At 38.3% G+C, this 21,629-nt stretch carries 17 protein-coding genes and 1 pseudogene; 9 read left to right on the forward strand and 9 right to left on the reverse strand.

The window, feature by feature from the left end; translation table 11 throughout:
• Positions 1–118 precede the first annotated feature (118 nt).
• Positions 119–826 carry a hypothetical protein gene (locus tag H5126_RS08910; RefSeq protein ID WP_182719790.1) on the forward strand — a complete coding sequence of 236 codons (708 nt, stop codon included), beginning with the start codon at positions 119–121 and terminating at the stop codon, positions 824–826.
• Positions 827–976: 150 nt separating this feature from the next.
• The gene (locus tag H5126_RS08915; RefSeq protein WP_154903017.1) at positions 977–1,369 is read left to right on the forward strand and encodes a hypothetical protein; all 393 of its coding nucleotides are present in this window, start codon (positions 977–979) and stop codon (positions 1,367–1,369) included.
• 405 nt (positions 1,370–1,774) lie between these two features.
• Here the strand turns inward: H5126_RS08915 and H5126_RS08920 are convergent, their stop codons facing one another.
• A complete protein-coding gene (locus H5126_RS08920; protein ID WP_259412710.1) occupies positions 1,775–2,890 on the reverse strand; it encodes a PQQ-dependent sugar dehydrogenase in 1,116 nt (371 codons plus the stop codon).
• A 68-nt stretch (positions 2,891–2,958) separates the two neighbouring features.
• Here H5126_RS08920 and H5126_RS08925 point away from each other — a divergent pair, with 68 nt between their 5' ends.
• Positions 2,959–3,933, forward strand: coding sequence for a transposase (locus H5126_RS08925; RefSeq protein WP_182719791.1), 975 nt, complete (start codon positions 2,959–2,961; stop codon positions 3,931–3,933).
• Positions 3,934–4,227: 294 nt separating this feature from the next.
• A pseudogene (locus H5126_RS08930) lies at positions 4,228–4,365 on the forward strand (serine--tRNA ligase); the annotation flags it as partial.
• 131 nt (positions 4,366–4,496) lie between these two features.
• On the opposite strand, the gene H5126_RS08935 reads toward H5126_RS08930, so the two are convergent.
• Positions 4,497–5,549, reverse strand: coding sequence for a hypothetical protein (locus tag H5126_RS08935; protein ID WP_182719792.1), 1,053 nt, complete (start codon positions 5,547–5,549; stop codon positions 4,497–4,499).
• 375 nt (positions 5,550–5,924) lie between these two features.
• Positions 5,925–7,115 (reverse strand): PQQ-dependent sugar dehydrogenase, encoded by a 1,191-nt coding sequence (locus H5126_RS08940; protein ID WP_182719793.1) that lies wholly within the window; start codon positions 7,113–7,115, stop codon positions 5,925–5,927.
• Between H5126_RS08940 and H5126_RS08945 the strand changes: the two genes are divergently transcribed.
• Complete coding sequence (locus H5126_RS08945) at positions 7,100–7,552, forward strand: hypothetical protein (RefSeq protein ID WP_182711184.1); 453 nt, start codon at positions 7,100–7,102, stop codon at positions 7,550–7,552. The two genes, H5126_RS08940 and H5126_RS08945, sit on opposite strands and share 16 nt — an antisense overlap.
• Before the next feature lie 103 nt (positions 7,553–7,655).
• On the opposite strand, the gene H5126_RS08950 is transcribed toward H5126_RS08945, so the two are convergent.
• The 4 genes from H5126_RS08950 to H5126_RS08965 form a co-directional block, all read right to left on the reverse strand.
• A complete protein-coding gene (locus H5126_RS08950) occupies positions 7,656–8,855 on the reverse strand; it encodes an Nramp family divalent metal transporter (protein WP_182719794.1) in 1,200 nt (399 codons plus the stop codon).
• A 564-nt stretch (positions 8,856–9,419) separates the two neighbouring features.
• Positions 9,420–10,682, reverse strand: a complete 1,263-nt coding sequence (locus H5126_RS08955; protein ID WP_182719795.1) for a valine--pyruvate transaminase — start codon at positions 10,680–10,682, stop codon at positions 9,420–9,422.
• Positions 10,683–10,818: 136 nt separating this feature from the next.
• Positions 10,819–11,478: a glutathione S-transferase gene (locus H5126_RS08960; protein ID WP_182719796.1), complete on the reverse strand. Its 660-nt coding sequence runs from the start codon at positions 11,476–11,478 to the stop codon at positions 10,819–10,821.
• Positions 11,479–11,489: 11 nt separating this feature from the next.
• Positions 11,490–13,781, reverse strand: coding sequence for a peptidase U32 family protein (locus H5126_RS08965; protein WP_182719797.1), 2,292 nt, complete (start codon positions 13,779–13,781; stop codon positions 11,490–11,492).
• Positions 13,782–14,286: 505 nt separating this feature from the next.
• Here H5126_RS08965 and H5126_RS08970 point away from each other — a divergent pair.
• The 4 genes from H5126_RS08970 to H5126_RS08980 all read left to right on the forward strand — a co-directional run bounded on the left by H5126_RS08970 (position 14,287) and on the right by H5126_RS08980 (position 18,562).
• On the forward strand, positions 14,287–15,390 hold the full coding sequence (locus tag H5126_RS08970; RefSeq protein ID WP_182719864.1) for an endonuclease/exonuclease/phosphatase family protein: 1,104 nt from the start codon (positions 14,287–14,289) through the stop codon (positions 15,388–15,390).
• Positions 15,391–15,567: 177 nt separating this feature from the next.
• Entirely contained in the window at positions 15,568–15,936 is a 369-nt protein-coding gene (locus H5126_RS21495) for a hypothetical protein (protein ID WP_259412715.1), read from the forward strand.
• Positions 15,937–16,315: 379 nt separating this feature from the next.
• Positions 16,316–17,953 carry a tetratricopeptide repeat-containing diguanylate cyclase gene (locus H5126_RS21710; protein WP_259412717.1) on the forward strand — a complete coding sequence of 546 codons (1,638 nt, stop codon included), beginning with the start codon at positions 16,316–16,318 and terminating at the stop codon, positions 17,951–17,953.
• Positions 17,954–18,142: 189 nt separating this feature from the next.
• Complete coding sequence (locus H5126_RS08980; protein ID WP_182719798.1) at positions 18,143–18,562, forward strand: MAPEG family protein; 420 nt, start codon at positions 18,143–18,145, stop codon at positions 18,560–18,562.
• Positions 18,563–18,688: 126 nt separating this feature from the next.
• Here H5126_RS08980 and H5126_RS08985 read toward each other — a convergent pair whose 3' ends face one another.
• Together H5126_RS08985 and H5126_RS08990 are read right to left on the reverse strand one after the other, a co-directional pair.
• Positions 18,689–20,536, reverse strand: coding sequence for an ABC transporter ATP-binding protein (locus H5126_RS08985; RefSeq protein ID WP_182719799.1), 1,848 nt, complete (start codon positions 20,534–20,536; stop codon positions 18,689–18,691).
• Positions 20,537–20,633: 97 nt separating this feature from the next.
• On the reverse strand, positions 20,634–21,476 hold the full coding sequence (locus tag H5126_RS08990) for a hypothetical protein (RefSeq protein ID WP_182719800.1): 843 nt from the start codon (positions 21,474–21,476) through the stop codon (positions 20,634–20,636).
• Between the last annotated feature and the right edge of the window lie 153 nt (positions 21,477–21,629).

The following is a 21,629-nucleotide window of genomic DNA, read 5'->3' on the forward strand; positions in this document are numbered from 1 at the left end:
TGCTATGTTTATTCATGTTAGCCTCTGCTGTTTAGTTAATTGACAAACTAATTATGGCTCTGGCTTTGAATTAAGCTAACCCACGAAAAGCGGAGGCTAACACCGTGTGGGAGTCATTATGTCTATGTGTATTGGGAAAGTTGTGAGTATGACTCGATTTTGGGATATTCAATTAGTATTAGATAGCACGTACACCGAAGAAGAACAAAAAACTGTGATTGTGAATTCTAGATCTATGGTTCATTTCATTGAAAGGCATTTATACCCACTTAACTTTCGTAGCAAATTTTCAAGACTAGTTATAAGTTGCTCTAAGTTACCAGTAGAAACTGAGTTTAGCCTGGGAAAAGATCCTGCAATTGCCCATGTTAATATCTCACAAGATTTAGGGTGTTTCATTCACTCAGATGATGAAAAGTATTTAGCTTTCGAGAAAATTCTAAAACATGGTTTTGAGGTTGCTGAAAAATATGCTGAGTTGCCGAAATCAGAAGTGTTTGATGCCATAGAACAGTTTAAATCCACTGGCTTCAAAAACGAATGGGTTCATATTGAAAAAACTTGGAAGCGAAAAGGAGTCACTTGCATAATTGAGTGTCATCATAAATTGAATACTTTCCAACTAGTTCAAAAACTTTATAAATGTGACGCATTGGTTCATTCCTCAATTATTGCTGAATCTATGCCTAGGGAGTGGTTGTTCAATCAGTTACTGGGTAAAGTCGTGCTCAAAGAGGGAGGCAAACTTATTTATTCAGTTAAATCTGAGGTTTTATCAATTTTTGTTCTTGATACCAATAAACTAGAAATATTTGGTTCAGTTTAAAATACACATAACCAGCGCCTCAATTCGCTCTTAAGTTCGCTCGGACAATTAACAATGGGCTATTGTCGCTGCGCTCAATATTTTGGCCCATTATTAAATTGCCGCTTAGGCGGGCGTAATGTGTATAAATCTATATGGTGCAATATTCCAGTGTTTGAACAATTTAAGAAAATAATTGCTAGTATTTTCCTTTTATTTTTCCTTTCGGGTTGCACTGTCGGTCATAAGGACTATCAGAGATATCTGAATATGAATATTGGTGAGAATATAAATAATCAAAAGCTTTCTAAATCACCCGATGCTGGTGAGTTGATAAGATCGGATTATTTAATCGCAGGCGAAGGGTTAACCAATATTACAACATTAGATACTGGTTTTTTGAGATACCATTTTAGCAGGCAAGAAGTATTACCGAATTACAGTATTAAAGACTTTGTCGGTAAATGTCTTATTTATTACGATGTTGATCCTAAAACGGAAATCATAATTGCTTGGGGTTTTGATAAAGGTGGTAACTCTTTAAGTTGTAGAACTTGGCCTTGAGTGCAATATACACATAACAAGTGACTATGGTGTCAATTCCTAATTTCAAACGATTTTAGGATCCCGCATGACACTATCTCGCACCATTGAATTTATGATCACTACCAGCTTTCGTTGGACTTCCTAGCTTTCACTAGACGTTTTAAAATTTGAATTGGCATGCCAGTTGTATGAAAGTAAACAGTTTTTATCACTAAACCGAGACCATGTACAGGCTGCTGGTGGTGGCAATACAATATATGGATTATTAGGCTCTCCATTTTTTAGAAAATACCAAGCTATATTAAATTTTGGTACTCATACACTCACAATTAGTGAGCCATTGTCTGATTGTGAGTGATTAAAGCGGTTCCCTAAAGCCGCTATTATCCTCTAAAAGCGAAGCGCCTTAACTCTCTTTGTGAACTAATTTGGCTTCACTAACATCAGCTCTGCATTTTTTCCATCCATTAATACCGCGACGTTACCCTTATCAGTTATAAACACATCTCTTAACCTGCCTGCGGCATTAGGAAATACGTGAGACTGTGTAAATTCACCACTTAGCAGATTAACGCTGTAGAGCTTTTTATCAACAAGGGTAGTGATAAGCACATGTTGCTGTAACGAAGGAAAAGCTGCATGTTTAGAGCCGTAATACGCCATGCCTGATGGCGCTATTGATGGAGTCCAATTAACACTTGGTTTTTGCATGCCTTTATATTCGGTAAAGGGTGAAATACGCGCTTGCGAGTAATCTTTGCCATAGGTGATTACCGGCCAGCCGTAATTAGTGCTAGCGGTTAAGTAGTTTAGCTCATCGCCACCGGCGGGGCCGTGCTCGTGGCTGACAATTTGCTTGGTATCGTAATCATACACTAAGCCCTGTGGGTTTCGGTGACCGAGCGAGTAAACAGCGTGTGCATTGGGATTTTTGTGATTAATAAATGGGTTATCTTTTGGGATAGTGCCATCTAGGTTTATACGTAATAGTTTGCCAAGTTGGCTGGTGATAACTTGCGCTTGCTCTCTAAAATCAAAGCCATCACCAGTTGAAAACAGTAGGGTGTTGTCAGGTAAAATAAGGGCGCGGCCAGCGTAGTGTTGTGGGGTATTTTTATCAGTCGCCACTGTGTAAATAATAACAGGCATTGAAAAGCCGATACCATTAAACGTAGCTTTTGCAATAACTAGGCGATTAGCCTCAGCTGTGCCTTGTGCGTAGGTAAATATAACTTCTTTAGTCGAGTTAAAATTAGGCGATAGCACTATATCAAGTAAGCCGCCTTGGCCTGCAACGTATAAACCTTCAAGGTTTAGTTTTACTCTTGATTGCACGTTGTTCTTAACTATAACTACATGACCATCACGCTCTGTAATTAACCATGTGCCGCTTGGTAGTTCAACCATGCTCCACGGAGACTGTAATTGCGTAGCCAGTGTTTGTGTACTGTATTGCTCCTTTGGTAGCGCAGCGCTTGCATTAACAGAAAACGCACAAAGCGAAAGCAGAGTAAAATGAAAAATAAAAGTGACACCCAACCTATTTTTTGGAGTTTAGTGAACTAAGTACTAGGCTTTATTAGTGTGAAAAATAAGCAGGGTGTCTTATGGCAATCGCAAGAAAGCGCCAAGTAAGTTTAGTTGATACAAAGTACTACCATTGCATATCACGTTGCGTACGCCGTGCATTTTTATGTGGGGAAGACCACTTTACAGGTCAATCCTACGAGCATCGTAGAGGCTGGGTTGAAGATAAACTGCTTGAGTTAGCCAAAGTGTTTTGTATTGATGTATGTGCTTATGCTGTTATGAGTAATCATACCCATTTAGTGCTGTATGTTGATGATAAAAAAGCGAGTAGGCTAAATGATAAAGCGATTGTTATTCGCTGGCACAAGCTTTGTAAAGGCACTGTACTTACGCAAAAATACATACAGGGTGAAAAGCTAAGTAAAGCTGAACTTATCTTTTTTAATCAAACAGTAAAACAATACCGCGAGCGCCTATCAAGTATTAGCTGGTTTATGCGGTTGTTAAATGAAAACATTGCTCGCAGAGCAAATAAAGAAGATAACTGCACTGGCCGTTTTTGGGAGGGACGATTTACGTCTCAAGCATTATTAGATGAAGCAGCCCTTGCGGCTTGCATGGCGTATGTTGATTTAAACCCCATTAGAGCCAAAATGGCTAACACCCCAGAAGAGTCAGACCATACCAGCATCAAACAGCGTTTAACGTATGCAAAGGATGGCAAGCAATCAAAACAACTACTGCGCTTTGCAGGTATCCCACGTCAAATTATGCCAAAATGGCTGCCGTTTGAGCTTAAATCGTACCTTGAACTTGTTGAGCTAACAGGGCGCTGTATACGAGAAGACAAACGTGGTTATATAGAAAGTACACACTTACCCTTACTCGAAAGAGTTAATATCTCCCCAGAAAACTGGTTAAAACTCACCACACAATTTACGCGTGTATTTCATGGTGCAGTCGGCAGGTCAGCCTCACAAGAAGGTTATTGTGAAAACTTAAAGCGAAAGCGGCGAGCGAATATCAGTAACTGCGAAAAGCTACTGGCATAAAACTTAAACTACTCAGTAAAGCTATTCAGTAATAAATCACAACTGCATTATGCAGTCATTTTCATGCGTGTAATTTAGGTTTAACAGTGATAATTGCTTATTTAATGTGTAACGCGCGGGTAAAGATATAAAAAGAGGTGAACTCTTAGCCCAAAAAAGTAAATTTAGTGGCGCTAGATTAGTTTACAATTGGAGTGGCTGTCTAATCTAATAATCTCTAAATGGTTCAAAAAAGTAAATTTAGTGGCGCTAGATTAGTTTACAATTGGAGTGGCTGTCTAATCTAATAATCTACTAAATGGTTCAGGCTTAGCTGTTGGCCGTACACTAGTAGCTATACTAGAAAACTACCAACAAGCCGATGGTTCAGTAGTAGTACCAGAAGTATTACGCCCATACATGGGTGGACTTGAAGTGATTGGTAAACAATAAAAATCAGTTTAGTTAAGCTTTAAAAGAAAAGCCGCTGTTTAAAAAACAGCGGCTTTTTTATTGAGTAAAAATTTATATCGGTACTAATTTTTATCGACACTTAAGTGCCGGTACTTTTAATGGCTAAGAGGTTACGAGCGATTTATTAATTTAAAATCTTTAGGTACCACAAATTTACTATCGCGAACGTCTTTCATTTCAACAGACTTTATTTCGTAAACATAGCGCACTACAGGATCTTTACGCCAGTGATCCATTACCATTTCTTTACCTTTATCCATTAGCCCACCAAGCAGTTGTGAACCAACTTCATCTAATCCGGCGCTGTAATCAACAGGTTTACGTGCGGTTTTACAGGCTTTCAATTGTTGTTTCCATTCAAGTTTAACTGAAATTGGGTAGCCTTTAATAGTTGCTAATTTTTGGCCAATCTCACCAACGAACTGATTATCTTCGTTACTTATATCACCTGTAAATCCTGCAATAGCTTTATAGGCCTGCGCACCTAATAAGTTCATTAATGCATTGTCATCGCCAATAGCTTTAAGGTAGCTGTCTTGAAACTTCTCATGAACTTGTAATGCACGTTTAGTTTTTGCATTTTGTGCTGTGGTCCAAAAATCAAAAGTCACTATGTTTTTATCTTCTGCGCCAGTGGTATCGTGGTAGCGGGTAGTCCAGTTAACAACGTACTGCTCTGTATCGAACCCATTAATTATTCGGCTTTTTCCCGTTTTTTCTACAGTAAATGAATTCTCTTTCAAGTCAACACTACAACCAACTTCTTCGTATGTTTGATATTCTTCAGCATCTTCATCTTTCTCAAAAATGCTATCAGTAAAGCTTACTTCATCACAACCTGCCATAGGGCATTCGCTATATGTCTCGTCATCATAGTCAATGTAATAGCTTTTATTTTTAGGGGAATCAAAAACACGAGACTTATCAGAATTTGCCCAGCGCATTAGCCAGCTATCAAATGTATTTATTTCATGGATAACTCGCTTCGATTCACGAGTTAGTACAGTTTGCTTTCCTGTGTAGTCAGGTACATATAAACCATTAATTGCATACTCAGCCTTCAGTACAGAAGTTGGATTTAGTGGAGTTGTATCTTCTACTTTGGTACTAGCACATCCGGCAACAGCTAAAGCCACTACGATGAGTGTAAATGATTGTTTCATCTTCAGTTCCTTCTTAATTAAATTTGTACGAATTGTAAACCAATTGATTTATTTGTAAATAAATGGCGCGTTAAAATTGTGATTATTTTGGGAACGATTACTTGAGCTTAATTACGAACTGCTTCTTTATAATAAAAGGAACAGATAATGATGGACTTAAGAAGTGCGCATTCGCACTACTGTACAGACAACAGGCATGTACCTAATTTAAAGTATTAATCTTAGTAGATAAATTAAAGTTATTAAAAATCGTTAAAATTTATGAGAATTATTTTTTATAGCTTAAAGGTTAATATAGACTTCATACATAAGAACTTAGATGCACTAAAGCCGCTACTTACTTTAAAAGCGCAGCGGCTCTTATCCCTCTGTGAATTAATTTGCTTTAAACAACATTAGCTTTGCCTCTTTACCGTCTGTTAATACCGCGACGTTACCTTTATCAGTTATAAACACATCTCTTAACCTGCCTGCGGCTTCTGGAAATACGTGAGACTGCGTAAATTGACCACTTACCAGATTAACGCTGTAGAGCTTTTTATCAACAAGAGTAGTGATAAGCACATATTGTTGCAATGAAGGAAAAGCTGCATGTTTAGAGCCGTAATACGCCATGCCTGATGGCGCTATTGATGGCGTCCAATTAACACTTGGTTTTTGCATGCCATTATATTCGGTAAATGGTGAAATACGCGCTTGCGAGTAATCTTTGCCATAGGTGATTACCGGCCATCCGTAATTAGTGCCAGCGGTTAAGTAGTTTAGCTCGTCACCGCCTGCAGGGCCGTGTTCGTTGCTAACAATTTGCTGCGTATCGTAATCATAAACTAAGCCTTGAGGGTTACGGTGACCAAGTGAGTAAACAGCATGTGCATTTGGCTTTTTGTGATTAATAAATGGATTATCTTTTGGGATGGTGCCATCTAGGTTTATACGTAATATTTTACCAAGTTGGCTGGTGATAACTTGTGCTTGCTCTCTAAAGTCAAACCCATCGCCCGTTGAAACTAATAATGTATTGTCGGGTAGGATAAGGGCGCGTCCTGCGTAATGTTGCGGTGTGTTTTTATCAGTCGCTACTTTATAAATAACGTTAGGCTTTGAAAAGTCAGTGCCATTAAACGTGGCTTTGGCAACAACCAGCCTATTTGCGCTTGCATCACCTTGGGCATAAGTAAAAATAATTTCTTTTGAGTCGTTATAATCTGGTGATAATACAATGTCGAGTAAACCACCTTGGCCTGCAACGTATAAACCTGTTAGGTTTAATTTTACTCTTGATTGCGCGTTGTTTTTAACTATAACTACATGACCATCACGCTCTGTAATTAACCATGTGCCGTTTGGTAGTTCAACCATGCTCCATGGAGACTGTAATTGCGTAGCCAGTGTTTTTGTACTGTACTGCTCCTTTGGGAGCGCAACATCTGCATTAACAGAAAACGCACAAAGCGAAAGCAGAGTAAAAAAAGAGATACATTGTTTACGGGGCAAGCCTTTGCTAGCATGGCTAGCATAAGATAAAAGCTTTATTTTAAGTTGAGATAACCATGTCGTTTTTAACACGTGTATTGCCTTCATTTTTAGTTTCTTGGTTACTTACATTCACACTAGCTAGCTTGTTTCATAGCCAATACGTTGTCAATCAATTAGTTAATGTAGGTGTAGTGGTGGGCTTTAGTGATCGTGCTAGTTTAACGCTTGATGATTGGTTAGGCCTATTACCTACCTACGGCGCTATTATTGCCGTAGCACTTGCCATCGCTTTTTTTGTTACCGCAAAGCTTAATAAAAAGGTTCAAAAATACACTACTCAGTTATTTGTTATTGCTGGCATTGTGGCATTTGCTATTGTGTTAATTGCCATTGAATCAATTATGAATATTCATATTATAGCGGGCGCAAGAGGCTGGGGTTTTTATGCTCAACTGCTTGCAGGCGCGGTAGGTGGTTTTACATTTTCGCAATTATTTAAAGTAACTAAAAACCAAAAAGCGTGTTAGATGTGTGAATATAAGTACGGTTTATACGTTATATAGTGATTAATAAATAAAGCCCGCTGCTTATTATAAACAGCGGGCTTTAAATATGGCCTTTAGAAATTAATTAAAAAATTAAACTAATCAGTTTGTAGCTACTTAACCCAAAAATTAGGATTAAAACGGGTAGGGTTACCAGGTTTAATAACAAAGAGTTAGTGTAGTTTCCCATAACCCCTTTTTGATTAACCAGCCATACAAGGTAGGTGCTAACAATAGGGAGTAATAACCCGTTAGCCGCTTGCGCGAATATAATTACCGCGACAGGGTCTAAACCGAGTGACGCCACCGCAGCACCAAACAATAAAATAACAATAGCGACGCCTTTAAAGCGCGTGTTGCTCATATCGTTAGACCAGCCTAACATGCCACACACAGCATAAGCACCGGCAAGCGGCGCTGTAATAGCACTTGTTAAACCTGCAGCAAATAAGCCAATAGCAAAAAAGTAATGAGCGGCGTCGCCAAGCAATGGCTCTAGTTGCACGGCCATGTTAGCCGCACTAATTTGCCCCGCATCGGTGCCATAAAATGCAACTGAAGCTGTAGATAAAATAGCTAAAGTGATCACACCGCCCAAAGTGATTGATAGGCCTGTATCAACATTTGTTTGTTTAATCATTTTTTGTATGTCGCTGTTACTGTCGTGTCTAGCAGCGAGTACGCCGGAGTGCAAAAATAAGTTATACGGCACAATGGTAGTGCCAACTAAAGCTAGTATGGTTGTAATAGAGCCTTCAGGCATACTAGGAATAAAACCAGCAAATACATCACCCAGTGAAGGGGCAGCCATTACAAGTGTTGAGATAAACACTAAACTCATTAAAATAACGAGTAAAATTAGCGCGTTTTCAACCACTTTATGTTTGCCGCTATACAGTAAAGCAGCACTTAAAAAAGCAATAAGTGGTGTCCATAGTTGGGAGTTAATTTGAGGGAATATTTCAATTAATCCCATGCTAGCGCCACTTAAGTTACCCGCTTCATAAGCTGCACTGCCCAAACCAATGGCGCTGATGACTAAAAATATAGCTAAAGATTTAAATAAAGGCGTTTGAATATGTGCTCTGAGCGCTTGAGCTAAATCTTGCCCGGTGGCAACGCCAAGGCGCGCCGCCATAGATTGTAATAATATAGTGGCAATTACTGAAAACAGTAACGTCCATATAAGTGCAAAACCAAAGTTTGCACCTGCCACGCTGGCGGTAGTAATGGTCCCTGGTCCAATGAAGGCAGCGGTGACGAGTAGTCCTGGTCCTAATCGCATAATTGACCTTAATAGTGCTATTGCATGTTGCTATTTAAAGTTACATCTAACGTTTAAAACCGATATTTATACGCGATGCCTGTTGTGTTATTGCTGCCACTTAGAGTAAGTGCCCTGCAGCGATGTCGCCTCTTGGCTGGTTCTTTTTTACCAGTACATGTTATACCAATCCGCAATAATACTTAATCAATTTAAGGGATTAAATCTGACGCTAACTGCGTTAAAAATTTCTGATATAGAACAACTAAATAACGAAATTTTTGCCTGGTTATCGACACGATTTTCTCACCTCAGAATAGAACAATTAATTAAGCGAATTGCTATTAAAAAGGTCGCGTAGGATACCAATTTATATATAAATTTAAAGGGGATACAATGCGTTTGCATAAATTTCAAACGAATAAGTGGTGCGAGTAGAGGTTACACGCGAAGTCTCAAAATTTAGTTAATGTTTACCGCATAAAAAAGCACAATATTTTATGCAGTAAATTACAAGAGAATGTATAAGCGACGCCAGTTAAATGACGAACGCCGATATTGCTATTAATAACAATATCAATGCATTTACTTTATTAGTGCTTTGATTGCTTCTAAGCCTTTTTTTAGTGTAGTTGCATCGGTAGCATAGTTAATACGAATACACTCGTGCTTGTGTGCCCAGCTGTCGTCAATGCCGATAAAAAAGTTGTGACCAGGGATCACATACACGTCTTGTCCTTTCAGCTTTTGATATAACACCTCGCTTGTCATTTTTGCGTCTTTAAACCACAGCCACATAAAAAATGCCCCTTCAACTTTGTGCAAATAAACAGGCAGTTCGGCAAATACTTCATCAAACAACTCAATCGCTATGTGTGCTTTATTACGATAAAAAGGCAGGACAACATTACGGCACAGTGGGAGTAGTTCGTTGTCGTTAATTAAGCGTGTCACTAAGCTTGGGCCAATACTGTTTGGCGATAAAACCATGCTGCCATTTACGCGGCCAATTGCTTTAATAATCTCATTGTTTGCAACTACAATACCGCTGCGTAAACCCGGTAGGCCAAGTTTTGAAAGTGACATACATAAAATAATGTTTGAGTTCCACGTTAGGTTTGCATCGGTGTAAATACAACCTGGGAACGGATCGCCGTACGCGTTATCAATAATGAGTGGAATGCCATATTGCTTAGCGAGCAAATCAAGGTGTTTTACTTCATCGTCAGTAATTACATTACCCGTTGGATTGGTAGGGCGTGATACGCACAGTGCGCTTATGCTGCTGTCATTTGCTAGTACTTTTTCAACTGCTTTAAAATCAATGACGTATTTAAACTGTTTTGATGCACTACCTGTATTTAAAATTTCGATATCAGGCTTTATGGCAACAAACATATCAGCCGATAAACCTTGATCGGCATAACCTATGTACTCTGGCGCAAGGGGGAATAAAATCTTTTTATGGCTGCCGTCCGGCATTTCGCCTGCCAACATATTAAACAGCACAAAAAAGTTAGCTTGGCTGCCATTACCAAGTGCTATGTTATCGGCGCTAATATCCCATGCATACTCTTTACTTAGCTGGCCTGCTAATGCCGCTCTAAACTCGTCGTTACCGGTTGGGCCGTCGTAAAGGCCAAATACCTGCGATACCTTGTTACTGGCAACGAGTTTTTGTAATTCACTTAAAAAAACCTCATTTACTTGTGGTACTAGTGCGGGATTACCGCCACCCAGCATAACAATATTAGGATTGTTGCTGTTTTTAGCACCACCTAAATCTTCCATTAACTGAGTAATGCCGTTGGGTTGTGTGAATTTAGTGCCAAAGTTTGAGTAGTTCATAATGCATAGCGTTTGTTAGTAATGGGGAGGGCAGTATAGCGTAAATAAAGGGCTTAAATTCGATGATGAGAATAATTCAATGCTTGGTTTTGTAGTTGGCTATGACAATGTAATTTCTTATAAAACAAAGGCTAAGTTAAGGCTTTTTAACGCCGTATAAAAACTCTTCGCCACAGTCCATATACAAATCAAATTTGGTCATAACTTTGGTAAACATGGGGGCGTGCAAAAATTCGTTTAACCATGCGCGCACATGCGTGTATTCACTTTGCAAGTACCAGTGTTTATCTACACGGGCAAACTGTCTAATAAATGGTAGCAGGGCATAGTCGGCTAGGCTTTTTTCATTGCCCATTAAGTATTTATGCGAGGTTAATTTTGCTTCAAATTGCTTAATAAACTCTTCGCAGGCTTTTTGGTAATAAATTTGTGCCATGTCTTTTGTGCGCGCATAAAATTTGTACTTTTCGAGCACTGGTTTAAATTGTGTGTCGTTTAACTTAATTAATCCAAGCATGCGCTCAAGTGCTAATGGGTTTTGAGTATGCAGTAAATTATACGGATCGTTTTGCTTTAAAGCCCAGAGCATAATGTCTAGGCTTTCATCTATAACTTGATTATCCGGCAGTAATAAAACAGGCACCGTGCCTTTTGGTGATATTTCCAAAAGATGCGGTGGCTTATTTTTAGTTTTTATAGCGCGTAGGAGCACGTGTTGCTCTGCCATTAAAATACCCATTCGTGCACGCATTGCGTATGGGCAGTGTTGTAATGAATATAATAATGGCAATGTCATGTTTACTTACCTTAGCTATTTAAGCCTTCAACATATTGCTGACGTGTTTTTACTTTTACCATGTGATTTAACTGATCGGCCGCGTGTGTTTGCCCACTAATTAAATCTTGGAAGTGTGCAAGTAACACGGTTTTATCTAGCTTTTCTTTATCGCCTGAGCCAATGTCGGTTAAATCAATCATAAACTCGTCAAACTTGTCAGCGTAATCGGTCACAATATCCATATTTAAAAATTGCTCATGGTTATAAATGCTCGGGTAGCCGCCTTTTTGTTTATCAATGGCAAAGCTAATGCCTTTAACATTGGTAACGGTTGTTTCTTTTTTACAGCTCAGCATACAGCTTGCGTCAATACGTGGTTTTTTACAGCCTACGGTTTGCTGGAAAAAACATTGTCGGCTGGTCATCATTAATATTGGATGATAAATGCTGTACATCATTTTAAAGTTGTTAGGGCGTTTAATATTACGCATTTGTGGTTTGTTTATTTCGTTTGAAATAAACGCGCCTTTTGCGTTTAAATCTTCTTGTAGTGTAAGTAACGCATAAGAGTTTGTGGTGTTTAATAACGGGCCTGCAATCCAGTCAATACCCATTTGCACTGCTTTGTATGCTACGCCTGTGTTATTACTAATAATAAGTTTAGGTTTTACAACCTCGAGTAAACGTACAGCTTCTTCAAAATCTTTACCAATTAACACCGCCGGAAACCACGGAATTAACTGTGGGTGCTCTAAAAATACATTAATGTATTTATCGTTATCGGTTCTAAAGCTCTCTGGTAATTTAAAGTAAACATCGCCACCTGTTAAATCACATAGATGAACATCTTTTATGTCCGATATTAAAATAGAGAGTGTTGTTTTGTTATCGGCTTTAGGGTGGTTTACTAGTTTTGGCAGTTCAACAGGGGCGAGTACGTCTTTTCCTTCGTTTAATAAAAACGCGACTTGCTTCTTAATACGGGCAAGCTCTTTAAAGGGAATGCTTAAGTTGTTGCCTAAGTTTGAGTAATCCATATTTTTAATTTCAAAATTGGCATTACTAAAGGTTTTAAAGCGTTTATCAATAGCTGCAATATCAACAACCGATTTATCGGCGGTTTGCATAGGCATTTGCGATTGAACTTCAAAGCGTAGAGGTTGAAGGGCGCTTTGCTCTGCTAGGGTGTTGTCGTGTTTATCGTTTATTGTCAGTGTTACTGTAAATGGCTGGTTTAATTGGCCGCTAAACTCAAAGCGTAGTTCTCGTTTTGAAATATCTAAAAACTCAATCTTCTTTTTAACTAACGTATCAATGTCATTTTTTTCTGCGGCGAGTTCTTGTTGTGCATCGTAAATTTGCACAACCGAAATCGCGTTACTCTTTTCGTTAGCGTGATCAAAGCTATGGTCGCGCGGGTTGTCGGTAAACATGTTTTTTGTCATGTCACCTTGCAAAAACTTATTAGTAAAATTACGGTTAAATACTTTGTATAAGCTTGAATCATCTTCAATTAAATTACCTGTTTGTACAAAGGTATCTATTTGTTTGCGCCAGCTATCAATAACGGTATGTACGTAGTTAGCACCTTTAATGCGGCCTTCTACTTTTAACGAGTCAACACCAGCGGCTACCAACTCCGGTAAATCAAAATAGGCTGAATTATCTTTTAAGTTTAACGGATGTTTGTTACCCATGGCGGTTGGCTCGTATTCATCACGACATGCTTGTGAGCAACGACCACGGTTACCTGAGTTACCCACACTTACTGAGCTTGAATAACATTGCCCCGAAAACGCAATACACAATGCACCATGTACAAACACCTCGGTTAATACATCGCATTTGTGCGCTACGTCGGTCAATATTTTAATTTCAGTTAAGTTAAGCTCGCGCGATAAATTTACACGTGTAGCGCCAATGCGCGCTAAAAACTCAACCTGTGATTCGTTATGGGTGGTTAACTGAGTTGATGCGTGAATATGCAAAGTAGGAAAGTGCTTTTTAACTATATTGAACAACCCTAAATCTTGCACAATAATGCCATCGAGCGTGGTATTCATGAGTTGGTTAAGTAGCTTAAATAGCGCGCCCATTTCGTGCTCTAATATAACTACATTTAGCGTTAAAAATATTTCACAGCCGTATTCATGGGCTAGGCGAAGTGCGCCGTTAAGCTCATCAAACGAAAGATTAGACGCTCGGTTACGTGCATTAAAGGTATCTAACCCACAATAAACCGCATTAGCACCGGCTACAATGGCGGCTTTTACCGCGTTAACATCACCGCCTGGGGCTAATAGTTCAATCTTTCTACTCATTACAATGTCGCTTCGCTCATATTTAATTGCCGCGAATTTTATATGGTTAAGCACGTTAATGCTATTTATTGAGGGATATAATAAAGACTAATACCAATTCGCTTAATTAAGTGATCTATTTTGAGGCTGGAAAAACGTGTTGATAGCTAGGCAAAAAATTCGCTATTTAGTTGTTCTCGGCAATTGCTCCTGCATTGCTCTACCTTCTGAATCCATGCAGTCGTAAATGAGAATTTTTTAACACAGGTAGCGACACGTTTAGCCCCGCAAAATGATTAAGTATTATTGCGGATTGGTATAAAGTAAAAGAGTGTATAAAATTACAATTAAGCTGGCTGATTTCTTACGTAACATGTAATAAAATGATAGTTTATAAGCCAGCAACGCTTTCAACTTTACTTAGGCGATACCCATCAGCAATCAAGATCTTAAACAGTTAGATACAGATTTAAACAGTGATGAATCTGGAATTATTAACACCCACCTAAAAATAGCCACATTTAACCTGTTTAACTATCTTGAGCCGCCCAATGCATACTATGAGTTTGAGAAAATTTATACCGCGCAGCAGTGGGCTAAAAAGCAGCGTTGGATTGTTGATTATTTAACAGAACATGCCCCTGATGTGATTGGTTTTCAGGAAGTGTTTAGTATTGACTCGTTAAAAGAGCTAGTAGGCGAGCAAGGTTATAATTACTTTGCTGTAGTTGATACGCCAGAGGTGATTGATGACTTTATTTATAAACGCCCTGTAGTGGCAATCGCCTCTAAATACCCCATAGTTGAAGTAGCAGCGGTTGAGCACGATAGTGAGCTTGCAAATGCGCTTGGCCTTAATAGTGAGTTTACTTTTAGTCGTAAAGTACTAAGAGCAACTATAACGCTGCCGCATATAGGTAATACCGATTGTTACGTGGTGCATTTTAAATCTAAGCGCCCAATTATTAATGTTGATGAGCATAATAAAGAGCTTACACCCGAGCAAAACATAATTGAAATTTTAAAAGCGAATGTAGCGGGTGGGTGGGGCTCAACTATTCAGCGTGGCAGTGAAGCTACATTACTAATGATACAAATGATTGCTCGTCGCGAAGCTACGCAACAACCCATGCTATTAATGGGGGACTTTAATAATGAACTTGCGGATGGCGTATTAAGCCATTTACTGACGAGTACGCTACGCTTTGCGCCTGCATTTGATGCTAAAACCTACCTCGCTAAATATTGTTTAAATGATTCATGGGATTTATTTGTTAAGTCGCAGCTAAGCGAAGATGAACTGTCTAATGGTGAGGCAATGACTAGCGATGAAATAAGCGATAGTGAAAGCATTAGCATTTTTGATTTAGCTGATGAAAACGAAGCAAAAAATGTTAATACAACTAAGCTTATGCCTTTAAGAGCGCCAACACATTATTATGGCGCAAGTAACTCCGTGCTTGATTATATTTTATTATCTTGTGAGTTTGATGCTAGCTACCTTGGCAGCTTTTTTGAGGTGATTGAGTATAATACTTATGATCGTCACTTAATTAACCCCGAATTTGAGCGTGATGATTTAAGTACCGATCATGGTATTGTGTTAGTTACACTAAAACTAAGAAGCTAGGCTTGCTCTATGCATAATTATGCTAAAATTATAAATTAAAAGTATTCATATAGCAGCAATACTTGATGTATTGCGCCGGTTTGTATATTTTATCACCAGCCTTTTGAATTGTATTAATAATAAATTACTAAAATGGTAAATATGGAATTTTATACCTACTTGAATCATAAGCGAAATATGGATTTACCTTCGCAAATACATAGTTTCATTGTAAAGCGAATTTATAATTTTACATTTTTAGTGAAAGCTTTGCTTTTTGCTTTGTTTGTTAGCTTAAACAGCGCTTACGCACAAGAAACCACCTCATACAGTTTAACTAATGAATCTAATGCAGGGCTGCTTAAAAGAGCTGAATTACTTATAGATACTGACGTTATAACAAGTATTGAACTAAGTAAGTCGTTGTTGTCACAAGCGCAAAGTGCTGATGACATGTTACTCAGCGCAAAGCTACATAACTTGCTAGGTAGGGCGAATAAAAAAATAACAATATTAATGCATCGCTCGAGCACTTTTTACAATCCTCTGTTTACTACAGCAAATTAAATGATTCACGAAACCAAATAAAGGCGTCTATTAATTATATAAATATATTATTAGAAGAAAAACGTTATGACGAACTTACTACCCGCATTGAAACTTTATTACCAACAACCCTTGTGTATGGCGATGACTTTTTTATAGCGCAAGTGCTCCTTACTAAGGGGGATTCGTTTTATGAACAAAAAAAGTACAATAACGCGAACGCGCAATATACATCTGCTTTAAAATACCTTGTTGACGAAGACGAATTAATACAAAGACAGTTAGGTGAAACGTATAAAAATTAGCTCAGTCGTATAAACGCCTCAAAAATAGAGAGCAAACGGCTCACTTTTACACAAAAGCTTTAGAGGTATATTCTAATTTAGGTGATTTAAAGCTAATGGCGCGTACTTTAAATACACTAGCAGAAGCACATCGTTATTTAGATAACTTAGTTTTAGCCCTTGATTACTCCACTCGCGCATTAGAAATACATAAAGACATTGACGACCCTGTTGGCTTTGCTAAGGCATTACTAGGGGCGGGTATTATTTATCGTCATATTAATCTTTATGAAAAATCACTTGAACATATAAATGAGGCACATTTATATTATAAAAAAGTAAATAACATGCTTGGGATTGCTAAAACATCAAATCAAATGGGACTGGTATATACACGATTAAGGCAGTTTGATCAGGCCGAATTTTTCTATCAAATAACTATCGATTTGCCAAAAGGTATGGTCGAGGAAAAAACGCTCGCTTCAGCTTTAAGAGAAATGGCTGTTATTAACCTCGAATCTGGCGACTTAGCATCAGCAATGCAATATGCTAAAAAAGCTTATATCACTTATAAAAACAAAAACCTTACATCGTACATTTCTACAACAGCACGTATTATTGGTAATATTTATCGTGCCCAAGGAAATAACTACAAAGCTATAGAGTATTACAAAGAGTCATTGTCGTTTGCCAGAGAAGCAGGTGGTAAACTTTATGAGATAAAGTCGCTTACTGCGCTTGCGGGCATTTTAATTGGTATTGATACAAATGAGGCGATTTCTTTACTAAAAAGGTCACTCGCTTTATCAACCGAAATAGATGATAAGTTACATATGCTATATGCCTATCGTGAAATTCGAATAGCAGAAAAATTGCGTGGTCGTATAGAAGAGTCACTTCGTTATGCAGAAGAAGAAATAGCCCTAACCGATATTATTCAAAATGAAAGAAATGAAGATAAATTGGCGCTTGAAAAAGCACATTTACATTCGCACAAAATGGAAATAGAGCTTGAGACGTTAAGAGAAAAAGAAAAACGCCATCAGCTTGAGCTTGAAAAGAAAAATAATCAAATTGAAATCGCCGCCCAAGCTAGAGTTATATCAGAGCTAGAGCTTTCAAAGAATAAATACGCCAGTATTGCGCTCGCATTTTTATTAGCCGCTTGTTTAGCTATTGTATTACTGGTTTATAGAAGTTTTATTGCATCTAAAAAACGTAATGAAGAGTTAGACTATTTGGCAGCAAGAGACCCTTTGACCAATTGTTATAACCGCCGTATTTTATTTGAGGTTATGAATCGCGACTTTTTGGATTTACCTCAGATTGAAGAGTACTGTATTTTAATGGTCGATATTGATCATTTTATAAGCGTTAACGACACCTATGGGCATAGCATTGGCGACACAGTACTTTGTGGCGTAGCCGAACTTTTACAAGCTAATATACGTAAAAGTGATAGCGTGGCCCGTTTTGGTGGCGAAGAATTTTGTATTATTTTGCCCAACACAACTCAAGAGCAAGCAATTCGGATTGCTGAGGCTATTCGTATTAAAGTTGAAAAAGCGACATTTGAAGATATTCCTGTTACGTGTAGCTTTGGGGTTACGTCTATTAAATTTAAAGCCAGAACACCTTCTGAGTTGATTGAACAGGCTGATTTAGCTCTTTATGAGGCTAAGTCCTTGGGGCGTAATCAGGTAGCGTTATGGGATGCTTCGCTTGAAGAGTTTAAACTTTATAGATCGGAGTAAATCCAGCAGTCTACAGTTTAGTTTTGATGTTATTTTTTAAAATTATAAAAAGTAAATTTTATACAATGCTGTGTGTTACTTACATATGTAATTAGGCTTATTAGATTAACCCTTTGAATATCAGTGTATTAACTTAGGCTTTAAAATTGCAATCAATACTAAGTTAAAAACAAAACAAGGGATTTAATAATGACTGAAGTTGCACTTTCGGCCTATTTGGCATTTTACCTCTATTTAATTATGTTGCTTGTACAGTGGGCTGTGGCTACGTTTAGCAAAGCTAAAGAACCAAATGCTGTACCAGGTAAAATTGACGAGGATTTATCGCACGACAGCTTTATATTTAGAGCACATCGTACGTTTCATAATACGCTTGAAAACAGTGCATTATTTATAGGTACGGTGTTATTTGCGTTTGTAATTAATTATCAAAGCCCGATTTTTGCAATGTGTATTTGGGTGTATTTAATTGCGCGTTTAATTCACATGGCGCTGTACTACGCTATAGCAACGGAGAAAAACCCAAGCCCACGTAGTTACTTTTTTATAATCGGCGTACTTGCTAATGTGGTTATGCTGATAATGATAGGGTTAAGGCTAATCTCTTAATTTATAAAAAAGTTATAAAATTTATTTATAACGATAAAAAAGCGAAGAGCCTTTAAGGCATCTTCGCTTTTTTGTTTAAAGTAGAAGCAGAATAAAACTACCTTTACCGTAAGGTAATATTAATGGCTAATCGACGCCTATAAACCCGCCTGTTTGGTGTGTCCATAGGGCTGCGTATATTCCACCCTTAGCGATTAATTGTTCATGAGTGCCTTGCTCAACTACGCCGCCGTCATCAAGTACAATTAATCTATCCATTTGTGCAATGGTTGAGAGCCTATGCGCTATCGCGATTACTGTTTTGCCTGTCATTAAATCATCAAGACTTGCCTGAATTGCGGCTTCTACTTCTGAGTCGAGTGCGCTGGTGGCTTCGTCGAGTATAAGTATGGGTGCATTTTTAAGTAGTACACGTGCAATAGCAATACGTTGGCGTTGACCGCCTGAAAGCGTAACACCGCGTTCGCCCACTTGTGCATCAAAGCCTTTATTGCCTTTGCTGTCGACCAAGTCGTTTATAAACTCAAGCGCCTTAGCTTGTTTGGTCGCGTTGATCATCTCATCGTGGGTTGCATCGGGGCGACCGTACAAAATATTGTCTTTTACTGAGCGATGAAGCAAGGAGGTATCTTGCGTTACCATTGCTATGTAGCGGCGTAGGCTTTCTTGGCTAACGTCTGTGATGTTTTGCCCATCAATTTTTATTGTTCCAGAGTCGGTATCGTAAAAGCGCAGTAATAAGTTAACAAGTGTTGATTTACCCGCGCCAGAGCGACCGACTAAACCAATTTTTTCGCCAGGTTTAATATTTAAGTTTAAACCGTTCATTACAGGGCTGCGATTAGTCTCTTTTGCAGCTTTGCCGTAGTTAAAGTGTACGTTGTTAAACTCAATAGCACCTTGGCTTACGTTAAGCGTATCAGCATTTGGTTTATCGGCAACTTCGATAGGGTTCGACAGTGTTTTCATACCATCGGCTACGGTGCCAATGTTTTCGAACAAGCTGCTTATTTCCCACATGATCCACTGCGCCATACCGTTTAATCTAAGCGCTAAGCTAACAGCAACAGCAATAGCTCCGGCGCTAATTACGCTAAGCGACCATAAATAAAGTGATACAGCGGCAACCGAAAATACTAATAGGTAATTTAAGCTTTGAATAACAAAGTTTAAACTGGTTACTAAGCGCATTTGCTTGTACACAGGCTGTAAAAATACATCCATGCTTTGTTTTGCGTATTGCTCTTCACGCTGGGTATACGAAAACAATTTAATAGTTGAAATGTTAGTGTAACTATCAACAATACGACCAGTCATTTCTGAGCGCGCATCGGCTTGTGAGCTGCCAATTTTTTTAAGGCGCGGTACAAAGTAAAGTTGCACGCAAATGTATAAAACCAACCAAACTAATAAAGGGATCATTAAGCGCCAATCAGCTTCGGCAACTAAAAATACCATTGAGCCAAAATAAACCACGATATACATTAATACATCGAGTAGTTTGGTCACTGTTTCGCGAACGGCTAAAGAAGTTTGCAGTACTTTAGTGGCTATTCTTCCTGCAAATTCATTTTGATAAAAGCTAACACTTTGGCGCAGTAAATAACGATGTGCTAACCAACGAATTGACATAGGATAATTGCCAAGCAATGCTTGGTGCAAAATAGCAGAATGGAAAAAGACAACAATGGGCAATACTAATAACAGCATGACAGCCATTTTAATAAGTTCAGACTTTTGCTCTATAAACAAAGTTTCGGGCGTGTAGGCGGTTAACCAATCGACAAGTTGGCCCATGTAGCTAAATAAAGAAACCTCTAAAATAGCGAGCATGGCGGCACTGATTGACATAAGCAGCAACGACAGTTCCATTCCTTTGGTGTAGTGGCGACAAAAAGCAAATAAAGTAGAAGGCGGCTGAGTGGGTTGGTCCTCAGGAAATGCTTTTGTCATTTTTTCAAATAATCGATACATTTTAAAAACTTAAATGGCAAATAATGACGAGTATCATACCATTTAAGTATTTTTAAATGCAGGTTTGTAGGGCACTAATTATGAGTATTATTCTTATTTATTGCGTTGGGTTACTTAGGTTTATTCCTTCGCTCATGTATAAATCGTCATATCTGAGACCTCCATTTCCGTAAGGCTTTTTAATTGGGCCTGTATTACAGTTTGCTAAAAAGTATATAAGAGGTTGTTCGCGCTTCATTCTAAATTGTGCATTTTTATATACCAGGGTTTGACTGTTAAACTCACCACCTTTTACGTAAACATCATATTGCTGACCTTGCTCTGAGGCTGCTGCGTTATTCACAACGTACCATATGTCGTACCAAGTATTTGTTTGCAGAGGTTTAGCTGACTGGTTTGTAGTGTAGTTTTGAATGTTGCTATATCCGCTGTCGGTTTTAACCATTAAAGCGCCATCGTTTACAAACCCGTTTGATTCTGTTTTATCGGTTACGCGAAGTGTTGGCTCAAACGCATCGTACGCATGTTTATTTATTAGCGCTGGAGTAAGGTTACTCAATCCAAAAGCATGGTTATTAGGAAAAGCAGCCACGTTTATACGTATATAAAATGTGTAGGTTTGACCAACTTCAACCGCTTGTGGAAGCTTTGTATAAGAAAGCGCTTTGCGATTGCCAACAATACCATCGCGTGCAGGCTTTTTTAGTAAATAATGATTTGTAGATATAGATGTAGTTGCTTGTTCTGGTTGTATAACTGTTATTTGTGGATTTTTAACCTGTGGTTTAGTTTCATTTTGCGTATCGACACTCTGCCACTTGCTAAGTGAATTTTCAAAATCATCAATAAGTAGCCAATCGCTTGACGTGTTTTTAGAAATGGTTGAACACGCCGCTAGCGTGCTTAACAAACATAAAAGTAACGTGTGTTTAAAATGCATAATTGGATCTCAGTAAGTTTAGGTGTTTTTGGTTAACCAATTATCTTTTTGGCTATAACTTTAAAGCAAAGGTTATGTAACCAATTTAATGTTTTTATGTCAATCACTAAAATAAAAGTTATGGTTTAATAGAGCTTGAGAAATATAATGTTG

Origin of the sequence: Pseudoalteromonas sp. SG45-3, from assembly GCF_014164075.1 — a bacterium.
In the GTDB taxonomy this organism is placed as follows: Bacteria; Pseudomonadota; Gammaproteobacteria; order Enterobacterales; family Alteromonadaceae; genus Pseudoalteromonas; species Pseudoalteromonas distincta.

Bases quoted from the DNA above. Each gene is read 5' to 3' on its own strand.
- H5126_RS08910 (WP_182719790.1), top strand. From the start codon at position 119: ATGTCTATGTGTATTGGGAAAGTTGTGAGTATGACTCGATTTTGGGAT.
- H5126_RS08925 (WP_182719791.1), top strand. From the start codon at position 2,959: ATGGCAATCGCAAGAAAGCGCCAAGTAAGTTTAGTTGATACAAAGTAC.
- H5126_RS08935 (WP_182719792.1), bottom strand. From the start codon at position 5,549: ATGAAACAATCATTTACACTCATCGTAGTGGCTTTAGCTGTTGCCGGA.
- H5126_RS08945 (WP_182711184.1), top strand. From the start codon at position 7,100: ATGTCGTTTTTAACACGTGTATTGCCTTCATTTTTAGTTTCTTGGTTA.
- H5126_RS08950 (WP_182719794.1), bottom strand. From the start codon at position 8,855: ATGCGATTAGGACCAGGACTACTCGTCACCGCTGCCTTCATTGGACCA.
- H5126_RS08955 (WP_182719795.1), bottom strand. From the start codon at position 10,682: ATGAACTACTCAAACTTTGGCACTAAATTCACACAACCCAACGGCATT.
- H5126_RS08960 (WP_182719796.1), bottom strand. From the start codon at position 11,478: ATGACATTGCCATTATTATATTCATTACAACACTGCCCATACGCAATG.
- H5126_RS08965 (WP_182719797.1), bottom strand. From the start codon at position 13,781: ATGAGTAGAAAGATTGAACTATTAGCCCCAGGCGGTGATGTTAACGCG.
- H5126_RS21495 (WP_259412715.1), top strand. From the start codon at position 15,568: ATGGATTTACCTTCGCAAATACATAGTTTCATTGTAAAGCGAATTTAT.
- H5126_RS21710 (WP_259412717.1), top strand. From the start codon at position 16,316: ATGGCGCGTACTTTAAATACACTAGCAGAAGCACATCGTTATTTAGAT.
- H5126_RS08980 (WP_182719798.1), top strand. From the start codon at position 18,143: ATGACTGAAGTTGCACTTTCGGCCTATTTGGCATTTTACCTCTATTTA.
- H5126_RS08985 (WP_182719799.1), bottom strand. From the start codon at position 20,536: ATGTATCGATTATTTGAAAAAATGACAAAAGCATTTCCTGAGGACCAA.
- H5126_RS08990 (WP_182719800.1), bottom strand. From the start codon at position 21,476: ATGCATTTTAAACACACGTTACTTTTATGTTTGTTAAGCACGCTAGCG.